We start from the raw sequence: 12,091 nt of genomic DNA on the forward strand, positions 1-12,091 counted from the left end.
CGCCGCGATGGTTGCCGGCATGAAAAAGCGCCGCCCCATGGGGCGGCGCTTCTTGCGTTTGGTCGATCGCTTTGGGCCGTTGCGTTCGGTCTTACTTGACCTGAACCGCGCCCGAACCGCCAAGGGCGGCGCCTGCGACCGCGCCCACAGGACCGGCCACGACTGCGCCGGTTGCGGCGCCAGTGGTGGCGCGGGTGGCGGTATTCTGTCCGCAAGCTGCAAGGCTCAGGGCAATTCCGCAAAATGCGATGGCAGCAAGTCTCGTCATGGTCTTCTCCTCGCTGGATAAAATGTCGGGCGGCGGATGGCCCGGCTGGTGAAAAGAACGAATGTTTGTGGCATTAGTTTCCAATGCGGGCGCAAAAAGCGCAGAATCATTTTCAGATCCCGCGGAACTTGCTAGATATTGTGGCATGAACGAACACAGCCGCCATATGCGCCCGGTTATCCGCCAGCTTGACGATAGCGTCGCCAACCGCATCGCCGCGGGCGAGGTGGTCGAACGCCCGGCCTCGGCCGTCAAGGAATTGGTTGAAAACGCGCTGGATGCCGGCGCGCGGCGGATCGAGGTGACGATTTCGCAGGGCGGCAAGGCGCTGATCCGGGTCGCCGATGACGGCTGCGGCATGACCGCCGAGGATCTGCCGCTGGCGATGTCGCGCCATGCCACATCGAAGATCGACGGCAGCGATCTGCTGGACATTCATAGCTTCGGCTTCCGGGGCGAGGCGCTGCCCTCGCTTGGCGCGGTGGGGCGGCTGACCATCACCTCGCGCGCCGGCGAGGAAGGGGCCGAGATCCGCGTGACCGGCGGCCGCGCCGATCCGGTACGCCCGGCCCCCGCGAATCGCGGCACCGTGGTTGAATTGCGCGACCTGTTTTTCGCCACGCCTGCGCGGCTGAAATTCCTGCGCAGCGAACGCGCCGAAACGCAGGCCGTGGCCGAGGTCATTCGTCGGCTGGCGATGGCCGAACCCACGGTCGGCTTTACCCTGCATGACGATGAACGGCTGCTGTTCCGCGCCGATGCCGAACAGGGCGATCTGTTCGACGCCCTTCATGCGCGGCTGACGAAGGTGATGGGCCGCGATTTCATCGACAACGCGATCCGAATCGACGCCGAACGCGACGGCGCAAGGCTGACCGGCTTTGCGGCGCTGCCGACCTATTCGCGCGGCGCGGCGGTGGCGCAGCATGTCTATGTGAACAACCGGCCCGTCCGCGACAAGCTGCTGACCGGGGCGCTTCGCGCGGGGTATTTCGACGTGCTGCCCTCGGGTCGGCATCCCGCCGCCGTGCTGTTCATCACCTGCGACCCGCATTTCGTCGATGTGAACGTCCACCCCGCCAAGGCCGAGGTCCGTTTCCGCGAGCCGGATCTGGTGCGCGGGCTGTTGGTCTCGACGCTGCGCAACCGGCTGGCGGGGGAATCGCGTCGGGCCTCGGACACGGTGGGGGCGGCGACGCTGGCGGCGTTCCGGCCCGAACCGCAGGCCGCCGCGCCAGCTTTCGCGCCGCGCTATCAGATGGATTACGCCCGCCCCTCGGCCGGGGCGATCCGGGCGGCCTATCAGGCGCAGGCCCCGGCATTCGATGGTTTTCGCGAAGCGCCCTCGGCCCGAGTCGAGGCGCCGGCACCCGAGGAGGTCGTCACTGACGCGCCGCTGGGTGCGGCGCGGGCACAGATCCATGAAAACTATATCATCGCCCAGACCGAAAACGGCATGGTCATCGTCGACCAGCACGCCGCGCATGAGCGGCTGGTTTACGAACGCCTGAAGGCGCAGGCAGAGGCGAATGGCATTGCCAGCCAGGCCCTGCTGATCCCCGAAATCGTCGACCTGCCCGAGGGTGACGCCGCGCGCATCCTGTCGGTCGCGGATGATCTGGCCGCGCTTGGCCTGCATGTCGAGGCTTTCGGCGGTGGTGCCGTGGCCGTGCGCGAGGTGCCGGCGCTGCTGGGCAAGGTCAATGCCGCCGCGCTGATCCGCGACATCGCCGACGATCTGGCCGATCTGGGGGCCTCGGACCGGTTGCGCGCGCGGGTCGATGCGGTGTTGTCGTCGATGGCCTGCCATGGCTCTGTCCGGTCCGGGCGGCGGATGAGCGCCGAGGAAATGAATGCCCTGCTGCGCGAGATGGAACGCACGCCCCGTTCCGGCCAGTGCAATCACGGCCGGCCCACATGGGTCAGCCTGTCGCTGGGCGATATCGAACGGCTGTTCGGTCGCAAGGATTGACTGCGTGCGATACAGGCGCGACAAGCATGAAGGGGGACCAAGATGCTTGAAATCACTGCGGACAAGATCGCCTATGTCATCATTCGTGCCCGCGAATATGAAAGCGGCGTGAACGCCTGGGCGCATAGCGGGCAGCGTACTGGCCATGGTGTGCGGACTGAACTGCACGAGTTCATTGCCGGCCTGAACGAAGATGAACAGGCCGCGCTGACGGCGGTCATGTGGATCGGGCGCGAAAGCTTCGACCCCGAGGATCTGGAGGAGGCGATCGTCACCGCCAAGACTGAGAGGTCCGCCCCGACCGAGGATTACCTGATGGGCGAACCGCGCCTTGCCGACCTGCTGGAGGCGGGGATGGATGCGCTCGGCATCTCGCCCGAAGATGCGGAAGACGACCTGCAACGGCCGGTCTGATCCCTGATGACGCTGTTATTCACGCATGAAGCGGCTGCGAACCACCTGACCCCGCCGGGTCACGGCGAACAGCAGGGCCGCTACGCCGCCGTCATGGCCGCGCTGGCGGATCTGCCGCTTGACCGGCGCGAGGCGCCCTTGGCCCGCGATGCCGACCTGCTGCGCTGCCACCCGCAATCGTATTTGGATTTCCTGCGCGACGCTGTCCCGGCTGAGGGCCTGCACCAGCTGGATGAGGATACCTTCCTGTCGCCCGGCAGTCTGGAGGCCGCGCGGCGCAGCGCCGGCGGCGCGGTGGCGGCGGTTGATGCGGTGCTGGACGGCGCGGCTGCGAATGCCTTTGTCGCCATGCGCCCGCCGGGTCACCACGCGCTGGCGGACCGGCCGATGGGCTTCTGCCTGTTCGGGAATGCTGCAATCGCCGCGAAACATGCGCTGGATGCGCGCGGGCTGGACCGGGTGGCGGTGCTGGATTTCGACGTTCACCACGGCAATGGCACTCAGGAACTGCTGTGGGACGAGCCCCGCACGCTGTTTGCCTCCAGCCAGCAATATCCGCATTGGCCGGGGACTGGTGCCGCCGATGAACGCGGCGCGCATGACAATGTCATCAACGCGCCGCTGCCGCCCGAATCGGATGGCGCTTTCGGGCGTGCGGCCTGGGATCGGATCCTTCTGCGGGTGGCGGAATTCCGGCCGCAGCTGGTCATCCTTTCGGCCGGGTTCGACGCCCATGCCGATGATCCCAAGGGCGAACTTCGCTGGCAGGATGAAGATTACCGGCTGCTGACGGCGGCAATTTGCGACGTCGCGCGCGATTGTGACGCGGCAGTGGTTTCTTGCCTCGAAGGGGGCTACAACCTTGCGGCGCTGGGGCGATCGGTCCGGGCGCATGTGGACGCACTGATGAGGGCCGCGTAATGACGGAAATCGCAACCATGTCCTTCGAGGACGCGATGAAAGAGCTGGAATCGGTCGTAACGCGGCTGGAAAGCGGCAATGCCTCGCTTGAGGATTCGATCAAGCTGTATGAACGCGGCGCCGCCCTGCGCGCCCATTGCGAAGCCCGCCTGCGCGAGGCAGAGGAGCGGGTCGAAAAGATCACCCTCGCCCAGGGCCAGCCCACCGGCACCACCAAGGCCGAGGGCCTGTGATGCTGCAGGCCCGCATGGACGAGGTGAAGGCGCAGGTCGAGGCCGCGCTGGATGCCGCGATGAACGACCTTCCCCAGGGTGAGCTGACGGACGCGATGCGCTACGCCTGCCTTGGCGGCAAGAAGCTGCGTGCCTTTCTGGTGATGGAATCGGCCCGCCTGCATGGCGTGCCCGACAGCGCCGCCCTGCCGGTCGCCATGGCGGTCGAGGCGCTGCATACCTATAGCCTCGTCCATGACGACCTGCCGGCGATGGATGATGACGACCTGCGCCGGGGCCTGCCGACCGTGCATGTGCAATGGTCCGAGGCGACCGCGATTCTGGCCGGTGATGCGTTGCAGACTCTGGCTTTCGAAATGATGACCGATCCCGCCATTGGCGACGGCGAGGTGCGGGCCCGCCTGATTGCAGCCTTCGCCCATGCCGTCGGCCCCGCCGGCATGGTTTACGGCCAGATGCTGGACATCAATGCCGAACAGTCGGAAACGCCGCTGGACATCGCCGGCATCACCCGGATGCAGGTTGCCAAGACCGGCGCGCTGATCGCTTTCGCCGCCGTGTCGGGCGCGCTGATCGCGGGTGCGGAAACCGAGGCGCTGCGGATCTATGCCGCGAAACTGGGCCTTGCCTTCCAGATCCATGACGACGTTCTGGACGTCACCGGCGATCAGGAAATGACCGGCAAGCGGGTGGGTAAAGATGCAGGCGCCGGCAAGGCGACCTTCGTGTCGCTGCTGGGGCTGGACGGTGCCCGCGCGCGCGAGGCCGAATTGATCGAACGCGCCAACGCCGCGCTGTCACCTTATGGTGAAAAGGCGGAAAACTTGCGTGCGCTGGCGCGTTTCGTTATCGACCGCCAAAGCTGAAGCCCCGGAAAGGGCCGCCAAGAATGAGCCAAGATCGCCCCAAGACCCCGGTTCTCGACCGGGTGAACATGCCATCCGACCTGAAGGCGCTTTCCGACCGGGAATTGCGCCAGCTTGCCGACGAATTGCGCGCCGAAACCATCAGCGCCGTATCGGTGACCGGCGGCCATCTGGGCGCGGGTCTGGGCGTGGTCGAAATGACGGTGGCGCTGCATGCCGTCTTTGACGCGCCGCGCGACAAGATCATCTGGGATGTGGGCCATCAGTGCTACCCCCACAAGATCCTGACCGGTCGGCGTGACCGTATCCGCACGTTGCGCACGGGCGGCGGGCTGTCGGGTTTCACCAAGCGATCCGAAAGCCCCTATGACCCGTTCGGGGCCGGGCACAGCTCGACCTCGATTTCTGCGGCGGTGGGCTTTGCCATGGCGCGGGAATTGGGCGGCGATCCCGGCGATGCGATTGCGGTGATCGGCGACGGCGCGATGTCGGCCGGCATGGCATTCGAGGCGCTGAACAATGCCGGCCATCTGGGCAAGCGGCTGTTCGTGATCCTCAACGACAATGAAATGTCCATCGCGCCCCCGACCGGGGCGCTGTCGACCTATCTGACGAAGCTGTATACCGAGGGCCCATTTCAGGAACTGAAATCCATCGCCAAGGGCGCGGTGGGCTTCCTGCCGGGGCCGATTCAGGAAGGCGCGCGCAGGGCCAAGGAAATGCTGAAGGGCATGGCCATCGGCGGCACCCTGTTCGAGGAGTTGGGCTTTTCCTATATCGGCCCGGTCGACGGGCATGATCTGGACCAGCTTCTGGCGCTGCTGCGCACGGTGAAGGCGCGGGCCGACGGGCCGGTGCTGATCCATGCGATCACCCGCAAGGGGAAGGGCTATGCGCCCGCCGAAGGCGCCGCCGACCGTGGCCATGCACGTGGCAAGTTCGACGTGGTCACGGGCGAACAGGCCAAGGCCAAATCCAACGCGCCCAGCTATACCAGCGTATTCGCCAAGGCGTTGATCGCCGAGGCCGAGCGTGACGACAAAATCGCCGCCATTACCGCCGCCATGCCGGACGGGACCGGGCTGAACCTGTTCGCCGAACGTTTCCCGCGCCGCTGCTTTGACGTGGGTATTGCCGAACAGCACGCTGTGACTTTCAGCGCCGGTCTGGCTGCGGGTGGTATAAAACCCTTCTGCGCGCTGTATTCGACCTTCCTGCAACGCGGCTATGACCAAATCGTGCATGACGTGGCGATCCAGCGTCTGCCGGTGCGTTTCGCCATCGACCGCGCCGGGTTGGTCGGCGCGGATGGGGCGACCCATGCCGGGGCCTTCGATATCGGTTTCCTCGCCAATCTGCCCGGCATGGTGGTGATGGCCGCCGCTGACGAGGCCGAACTGGTCCATATGGTCGCTACCGCCGCCGCCCATGATACCGGCCCCATCGCCTTCCGCTTCCCGCGGGGCGAGGGCACCGGCGTCGAAATGCCCGAGCGCGGCATGCCGCTGGAAATCGGCAAGGGCCGCATGATCGCCGAGGGCAGCCGCGTCGCTATCCTGTCCTTCGGCACCCGCCTGTCCGAGGTCATGACCGCCCGCGAGGCGCTGATGGCGCGCGGCATCACGCCCACCGTCGCCGATGCCCGTTTCGCCAAGCCGCTGGACCGCGATCTGATACTGCGCCTTGCGGCCGATCACGAGGCGCTCATCACCATCGAAGAAGGTGCCATCGGCGGCTTCGGCAGTCATGTAGCCCAGCTTCTGGCCGATGAGGGCGTGTTCGATCACGGGCTGAAATTCCGTTCAATGGTGCTGCCCGACACCTTCATCGACCATAACAGCCCGGCGGCGATGTATGCCGACGCCGCCATGAACGCCCCCGATATCGAGGCAAAGGTGCTGGAGGTGCTGGGCGTGGCCCAGATCGGGGATAAGCGGGCGTGAGCGGAACGGATATTCCAAGCTATCAGCAATTTATGCTTCCCGTTCTGAAGCTGATTGCGGTAGGCGAAACCCGGATCAAGAGCTTGTTGCCGCAGCTACAGGCCGAGTTTCAACTGACCGACGAGCAGATGGAGCGGCTGACCCCAAGCGGAAGTAAAACTTACATTTATGACCGCGCTTATTGGGCCTGTTCGTATATGTTGAAAGCAGGATTCATCTCACGACGTGCTCGCGGAGCTTACGTTGTATCGCCGAGAGGACGAGAGTTCCTGGAATCGAATCCCACAAAATTGGACAATCGGATACTGTCTGAATCTGCCGATTTTCGATTTTGGAAAGCGGTGCGCAATTCGAACGATGACGACCGCCCAGACGTCAGTGGTATCCCGGCTGAGTCCTCTGAAACCCCCGAAGATCTGAAGGAAAGCGCGTTCGCCAAGCTGGACAGCACGCTTTCTGAAGAACTGCTTGAGCACCTCCTCGCGCTTACCCCCGCCCGTTTCGAGCAGCTTATTGTCGAGCTTCTTCTGGCCATGGGTTATGGTAATGGTCATGCAGAAATGGGCCGTGCCATCGGCAAATCCGGCGATGGCGGGATCGACGGGGTGGTGAACGAGGATAAGTTAGGCCTCGATGCCGTTTATATTCAGGCCAAAAAATACAAGCCTGAAATTACGGTTGGAAGGCCGGCACTCCAGGCCTTCATTGGTTCGATGACCGGTGAAAGCGCCACCAAGGGCGTGTTCGTCACCACCTCGGGCTTCTCGCGCGAGGCGCATGATTATGTGCGTCGCGTTCAGCAGCGCGTGGTTCTGATCGACGGGGCACGACTGGCGCGGCTGATGATTGACCATGGCGTCGGCGTCAGGGTTGACAAGACCTATGTGCTGCGTTCCATCGATGCGAACTTCTTCGACCCAATCTGATGGAATAACCATGTCCCGCCATACCCATGCCGACGCCCATCCCGATGATCCGCATTTCATTTCGCGCTCGGGCTGGCTCCGGGCGGCGGTGTTGGGGGCGAATGACGGAATCGTCTCGGTCGCGTCGCTTCTGGCGGGGATCGCGGCCTCGGGCGCGGATCGTCATGCGGTGCTGCTGGCCGGGATCGCCGGGCTTTCGGCAGGTGCGCTGTCGATGGCGGCGGGAGAATACGTGTCGGTTTCCAGCCAGTCCGACATTGAACGCGCCGATATCAGGCGCGAAACCCGCGCGCTGAAAGAGGACCCGGAGACCGAGCTGATCGAGCTGGCCGAGATCTATGAAAAGCGCGGGCTTGCACCGGAAACCGCCCTGCGGGTGGCGCGCGAGATGACGGAATATGATGCGCTCGGCGCCCATATCCGGGACGAGTTGGGCTTGTCAGACGTGACCGCTGCCAATCCGTTGCAGGCGGCGTTTACCTCGGCGTTGACCTTTACGGCGGCGGGGGCGGTGCCGCTGCTAGGGGCCTGGCTGGCACCGGCGGGGATGGTCATTCCGGTGGTTCTGATGGCCACGCTGATCGCGATGGCGGTACTGGGCTTCATCGGTGCCAAGGCCGGCGGCGCGCCTGCGGGGCGGGCGGTGCTGCGCGTGATCTTTTGGGGCTGCGTTGCCATGGGGGTTACCGCCGGCATCGGAAAACTGTTTGGCGTGACCGTGGGGTAGCGATGCTGAAGCGACTGGTCGTGATGGCTGTTCTGGCGGCCGGGCCTGCGGCGGCGACGCAGGAATATATCCTGCCGACGCTGTTCGACGTCCAGGGCGTGGCGGCGGGCGATGTGCTGAACATCCGGGCCGCGCCGAATGCCTCGGCCACGATCATCGGCACACTGCTGCCCGACGCCAAGGGTGTCGAGATCACCGGGCATGACCCCTCGGGGCGATGGGGGCAGGTGAATGCGGGCGAACAGGTGGGCTGGGTGTCGATGCGGTTTCTGAATTACCGCACCGATGTCTGGCAGCCGGGCAAGCTGCCCGCAGGTTTCAGTTGCGGCGGGACCGAACCCTTCTGGTCCTTCGAGGTTCGGGATGGCGGCCTGATCTGGGACGAGCCGAATCACAAGATAGCGCTGTCGGGGGCGGTGGTGCTGGATACGGGTGTTTTCCGCGATCCGCGGCGGGGGATTTATGTCGAGGATGACCACGACCTGCTGACCGCCGCGATTACCCCCGCGCAATGTTCCGATGGCATGTCGGATATGGCTTACGGCTTGCAGGCCACGGTGATCCGGCAAAGCCGCGATGCCGCCCCGGTGATGTATTCGGGCTGCTGCCGGATCGCGCGCTAGGCTGCGACCGCCAGCAGCAGCGCCAGCGCGGCAACGGACGTGCCGGCACCGATCGCGGCGGATCGCCAGCTGAACCGTTTGGGCGGCGCGGCCGGTTTGGCCTGCTGGCGGGCGCGCCAGATCGCATCCTCGATCAGGCCGGGCATCAGCGGCATGGCGCGTTGCAGCGTCTGGGCGATGCGCTGGCTGTCCTTGAGGAAGGCGCGCGGCCCGAGATTGGCCTTGATGTAATCCTCGACCACCGGACGGGCGGCATTCCAGATATTCAGGTTGGGGTCGAGCGAGCGGGCGACGCCTTCGACCACGACCATGGTGCGCTGCAGCAGGATCAGCTCGGTCCGGGTCTGCATGCCAAAGCGTTCCGTGACCTCGAACAGATAGCCGAGCAGGTTGGCCATGGAGATCTGGCTGGCATCGGCGCCGAAGATCGGCTCTCCCACGGCGCGCAGCGCGCGGGCGAAGGCGGCCGGGTCGCGGTCGCGGGGGACATAGCCTGCCTCGAAATGGACGCGGGCGAGGGCGTCGTAATCGCGGCGGATGAAACCCATCAGGATCTCGGCATAGACGCGGCGGGTATATTCGTCGATCTCGCCCATGATGCCGAAATCATAGGCGATCACGTCGCCATTCGGCGCGACCTTCAGGTTGCCCTGATGCATGTCGCCGTGAAAGAACCCATCACGCAGCGCATGGGACAGGAACAGTTGCAGGATCCGTTCGGCCAGCAGGCTGGTATCATGCCCCGCTGCCCGGATCGCGGCCACATTCCCCAGTGAAATCCCTTCGGCCCAGTCCGAGGTCAGCACCCGGCGCGAGGTTAGCCCCCAATGCGGCATCGGCACCTGAATATGGGCGTCGTCACGGGTGTTTTCGGCGAAAAGCGAGGCAGAGGCCGCTTCCAGTCGCAGGTCCAACTCGCCGTTCACGGTGTCTTCGAAATGCTGCACCACGTCCTTGGGGCGCAGGCGGCGGGTGGCGGGCGACAGCGCCTCGATCATGTTCGCGCCGAAATGGAAGGCGTCGATGTCGCGGGCGAAAGCGGTGCCGATATTGGGGCGCAGCACCTTCACGGCCACCTCCTGCCCGGTATCGGCGCGCCGCGCCCGGTGCACCTGCGCGATAGAGGCTGCGGCCACGGAATCGGAAAACTCGCTGAAGACCTGATCGACCGGGCGGCCCAGATCGGCCTGGATCATCTGCTTGGCGGTTTCGGTCGGGAAGGGGGGCAGCTTGTCCTGAAGATAGCTCAGCTGGTCGGCCAGCTCGACCCCCACCACATCGGGGCGGGTCGACAGGATCTGGCCGAACTTGATGTAGGCCGGGCCAAGCGCGGTGATGGCGCGGGTGACCGGCGGCAGCGAGGGATCGCCCTTATAGCCCAGCCAGCGGAACGGCCAGCCCAGCACGCGCGCCGCCACGCGGACATTGCGCGGCGCGTCCATCGCATCCAGCGCCACGCCCATCGCACCCGTGCGTTCGAAGGTGGCGCCGGTGCGGATCAGGCGCCAGATATTATGAGGGCCGCGCATGTTACAGCTTCCAGCCCGAATGCAGCGCGGCAATGCCCATGGAGAGGTTGCGATACTGCACGCGTTCAAACCCGGCATCGCGGATCATGGTGGCGAATGTGTCCTGATCGGGGAAGTTGCGGATAGATTCGACCAGATACTGATAGCTGTCGCGATCATTGGCGATCAGCTGGCCCATCACCGGGATGACATTGAAGCTGTAGCGGTCGTAGGCCCATTGCATCGCTGGAACCGGCAGCTGTGAAAATTCCAGCACCATCAGCCGCCCGCCGGGGCGCAGGACGCGGAAAGCCTCTGCCAATGCATCGGGGATGCGGGTGACGTTGCGGATGCCGAAGCTGATCGTATAGCGATCGAAGCTGTTATCCTTGAAGGGCAGGGCCATCGCATCGCCCGTGACCCAGCCCAGACGGTCGGCAAGGCGTTCCGCCTCGGCCCGTTTGCGGCCTTCGACCAGCATCGATTCGGTCATGTCGCAGACGGTGACTTGCGCATTTGGCGCGCGGTCGAGAAAGCGAAAGGCGATATCGCCCGTCCCGCCCGCCACATCCAGCAGGGCCTGCCCGTTCTGCGGAGCCAGCCAGTCCATCATGGCATTCTTCCAGATGCGATGAATGCCGACGCTCATCACGTCGTTCATCACGTCATAGCGCGAGGCGACGCTTGAAAACACGCCATGGACCAGACCGGCCTTTTCGTCCTCGGCCACGGTTTGAAAGCCGAAATGGGTTTCCTTATGGGATGTCATGCTCTTGCCGTTCACGCTTGTCGGGGCCAGTTAAGGCCTGTGATTGGCCGACACAATGCGACGAAAGACAGCGGAATGCCAGAACTGCCCGAAGTTGAAACAGTCCGCCGCGGCCTTCAGCCGCATCTGGAAGGCCGGCGGATTGCCCGGCTGGTGCTGAACCGCGACGGGCTGCGCTGGAAATTCCCGCCCGATCTGGTGCAGGTGGCGACGGGTGCCACGGTCACCGGGCTGCGGCGGCGGTCGAAATATGTGCTGCTGGATCTGGACCGCGAGGCCTCGATCCTGATCCACTTGGGCATGTCGGGGAGAATGCTGATCGAAGGCGCGGGCGTGGGCGATTTTCACCGCGACCCGGCGATCCTGCCGCGCCATGACCATGTGGTGTTCGAGACCGACGAAGGCACCCGAATTACGATGAACGACGCCCGCCGCTTTGGCATGGTCGACCTGATCCGGGGCAGCTCGCCCCTGTTGGATGTGCTGGGGCCAGAGCCTTTGGGCGATGAATTCACCGGGGCCACGCTGGCGGCGGCGTTTGAAGGGCGCCGCGCGCCGGTCAAGGCGGCGTTGCTGGATCAGGGCGTGGTGGCGGGTCTGGGCAATATCTACGTATCCGAATCGCTGCACCGGGCCGGGATCGACCCGCGCCGGGCGGCGGGTCGGATCGGCCGGGCGCGGCTGGATGCGCTGGCAGGCCATATCAAGGATGTCCTGACCGAGGCGATCGCGGCGGGCGGATCCTCGTTGCGCGACCATCGGCAGGCGACGGGCGAACTGGGCTATTTCCAGCACAGTTTCCGGGTTTACGACCGCGAGGGCGCACCCTGTCCGCGTCCCGGCTGCGACGGCCATGTGCAGCGAATCGTGCAATCGGGGCGGTCCAGCTTCTGGTGTCCACGCTGCCAGCGCTAGCGCCCT

The 12,091-nt window shown here is 65.0% G+C and carries 13 protein-coding genes; 10 read left to right on the plus strand and 3 right to left on the minus strand.

Features of this window, described 5'->3' with window-relative positions:
- Nucleotides 1-91 precede the first annotated feature (91 nt).
- Nucleotides 92-268, minus strand: a complete 177-nt coding sequence (locus G7044_RS10500) for a hypothetical protein (RefSeq protein ID WP_166328658.1) — start codon at nt 266-268, stop codon at nt 92-94.
- Between the two features lie 145 nt (nt 269-413).
- Between G7044_RS10500 and mutL the strand changes: the two genes are divergently transcribed.
- Genes mutL through G7044_RS10545 form a run of 9 tightly spaced genes read left to right on the plus strand, consistent with a single transcriptional unit; the run spans nt 414 to nt 8,893 of the window.
- Nucleotides 414-2,240, plus strand: coding sequence for a DNA mismatch repair endonuclease MutL (gene mutL, locus G7044_RS10505; RefSeq protein ID WP_166328660.1), 1,827 nt, complete (start codon nt 414-416; stop codon nt 2,238-2,240).
- A gap of 42 nt (nt 2,241-2,282) precedes the next feature.
- Nucleotides 2,283-2,654: a DUF3775 domain-containing protein gene (locus G7044_RS10510; protein WP_166328662.1), complete on the plus strand. Its 372-nt coding sequence runs from the start codon at nt 2,283-2,285 to the stop codon at nt 2,652-2,654.
- A gap of 6 nt (nt 2,655-2,660) precedes the next feature.
- The gene (locus tag G7044_RS10515; protein ID WP_166328664.1) at nt 2,661-3,575 is read left to right on the plus strand and encodes a histone deacetylase family protein; all 915 of its coding nucleotides are present in this window, start codon (nt 2,661-2,663) and stop codon (nt 3,573-3,575) included.
- A complete protein-coding gene (locus G7044_RS10520; protein WP_166328666.1) occupies nt 3,575-3,808 on the plus strand; it encodes an exodeoxyribonuclease VII small subunit in 234 nt (77 codons plus the stop codon). Before G7044_RS10515 ends, G7044_RS10520 begins: the two co-directional genes overlap by 1 nt.
- Nucleotides 3,808-4,674, plus strand: coding sequence for a polyprenyl synthetase family protein (locus G7044_RS10525; RefSeq protein WP_166328668.1), 867 nt, complete (start codon nt 3,808-3,810; stop codon nt 4,672-4,674). The genes G7044_RS10520 and G7044_RS10525 overlap by 1 nt, the downstream gene beginning before the upstream one ends.
- Before the next feature lie 23 nt (nt 4,675-4,697).
- Nucleotides 4,698-6,617, plus strand: coding sequence for a 1-deoxy-D-xylulose-5-phosphate synthase (dxs, locus tag G7044_RS10530; protein ID WP_166328670.1), 1,920 nt, complete (start codon nt 4,698-4,700; stop codon nt 6,615-6,617).
- Entirely contained in the window at nt 6,614-7,543 is a 930-nt protein-coding gene (locus G7044_RS10535; protein WP_166328672.1) for a restriction endonuclease, read from the plus strand. Before dxs ends, G7044_RS10535 begins: the two co-directional genes overlap by 4 nt.
- A gap of 10 nt (nt 7,544-7,553) precedes the next feature.
- The gene (locus tag G7044_RS10540; protein ID WP_166328674.1) at nt 7,554-8,270 is read left to right on the plus strand and encodes a VIT1/CCC1 transporter family protein; all 717 of its coding nucleotides are present in this window, start codon (nt 7,554-7,556) and stop codon (nt 8,268-8,270) included.
- Nucleotides 8,271-8,272: 2 nt separating this feature from the next.
- Complete coding sequence (locus G7044_RS10545) at nt 8,273-8,893, plus strand: COG3650 family protein (protein WP_166328676.1); 621 nt, start codon at nt 8,273-8,275, stop codon at nt 8,891-8,893.
- Here the strand turns inward: G7044_RS10545 and ubiB are convergent.
- On the minus strand, nt 8,890-10,422 hold the full coding sequence (ubiB, locus tag G7044_RS10550; protein WP_166328678.1) for a 2-polyprenylphenol 6-hydroxylase: 1,533 nt from the start codon (nt 10,420-10,422) through the stop codon (nt 8,890-8,892). The two genes, G7044_RS10545 and ubiB, sit on opposite strands and share 4 nt — an antisense overlap.
- Before the next feature lies 1 nt (nt 10,423).
- The gene (gene ubiE, locus G7044_RS10555) at nt 10,424-11,170 is read right to left on the minus strand and encodes a bifunctional demethylmenaquinone methyltransferase/2-methoxy-6-polyprenyl-1,4-benzoquinol methylase UbiE (RefSeq protein WP_166328680.1); all 747 of its coding nucleotides are present in this window, start codon (nt 11,168-11,170) and stop codon (nt 10,424-10,426) included.
- A gap of 75 nt (nt 11,171-11,245) precedes the next feature.
- Here ubiE and mutM point away from each other — a divergent pair, with 75 nt between their 5' ends.
- Nucleotides 11,246-12,085, plus strand: coding sequence for a bifunctional DNA-formamidopyrimidine glycosylase/DNA-(apurinic or apyrimidinic site) lyase (gene mutM / locus G7044_RS10560; RefSeq protein WP_166328682.1), 840 nt, complete (start codon nt 11,246-11,248; stop codon nt 12,083-12,085).
- Nucleotides 12,086-12,091 lie beyond the last annotated feature (6 nt).

Source organism: Paracoccus xiamenensis (assembly GCF_011308835.1).
GTDB classification, from domain to species: Bacteria; Pseudomonadota; Alphaproteobacteria; order Rhodobacterales; family Rhodobacteraceae; genus Paracoccus; species Paracoccus xiamenensis.

Coding starts and splice junctions, on each gene's coding strand:
- G7044_RS10500 (WP_166328658.1), bottom strand. CDS start 268: ATGACGAGACTTGCTGCCATCGCATTTTGCGGAATTGCCCTGAGCCTT.
- mutL (WP_166328660.1), top strand. CDS start 414: ATGAACGAACACAGCCGCCATATGCGCCCGGTTATCCGCCAGCTTGAC.
- G7044_RS10510 (WP_166328662.1), top strand. CDS start 2,283: ATGCTTGAAATCACTGCGGACAAGATCGCCTATGTCATCATTCGTGCC.
- G7044_RS10515 (WP_166328664.1), top strand. CDS start 2,661: ATGACGCTGTTATTCACGCATGAAGCGGCTGCGAACCACCTGACCCCG.
- G7044_RS10520 (WP_166328666.1), top strand. CDS start 3,575: ATGACGGAAATCGCAACCATGTCCTTCGAGGACGCGATGAAAGAGCTG.
- G7044_RS10525 (WP_166328668.1), top strand. CDS start 3,808: ATGCTGCAGGCCCGCATGGACGAGGTGAAGGCGCAGGTCGAGGCCGCG.
- dxs (WP_166328670.1), top strand. CDS start 4,698: ATGAGCCAAGATCGCCCCAAGACCCCGGTTCTCGACCGGGTGAACATG.
- G7044_RS10540 (WP_166328674.1), top strand. CDS start 7,554: ATGTCCCGCCATACCCATGCCGACGCCCATCCCGATGATCCGCATTTC.
- G7044_RS10545 (WP_166328676.1), top strand. CDS start 8,273: ATGCTGAAGCGACTGGTCGTGATGGCTGTTCTGGCGGCCGGGCCTGCG.
- ubiB (WP_166328678.1), bottom strand. CDS start 10,422: ATGCGCGGCCCTCATAATATCTGGCGCCTGATCCGCACCGGCGCCACC.
- ubiE (WP_166328680.1), bottom strand. CDS start 11,170: ATGACATCCCATAAGGAAACCCATTTCGGCTTTCAAACCGTGGCCGAG.
- mutM (WP_166328682.1), top strand. CDS start 11,246: ATGCCAGAACTGCCCGAAGTTGAAACAGTCCGCCGCGGCCTTCAGCCG.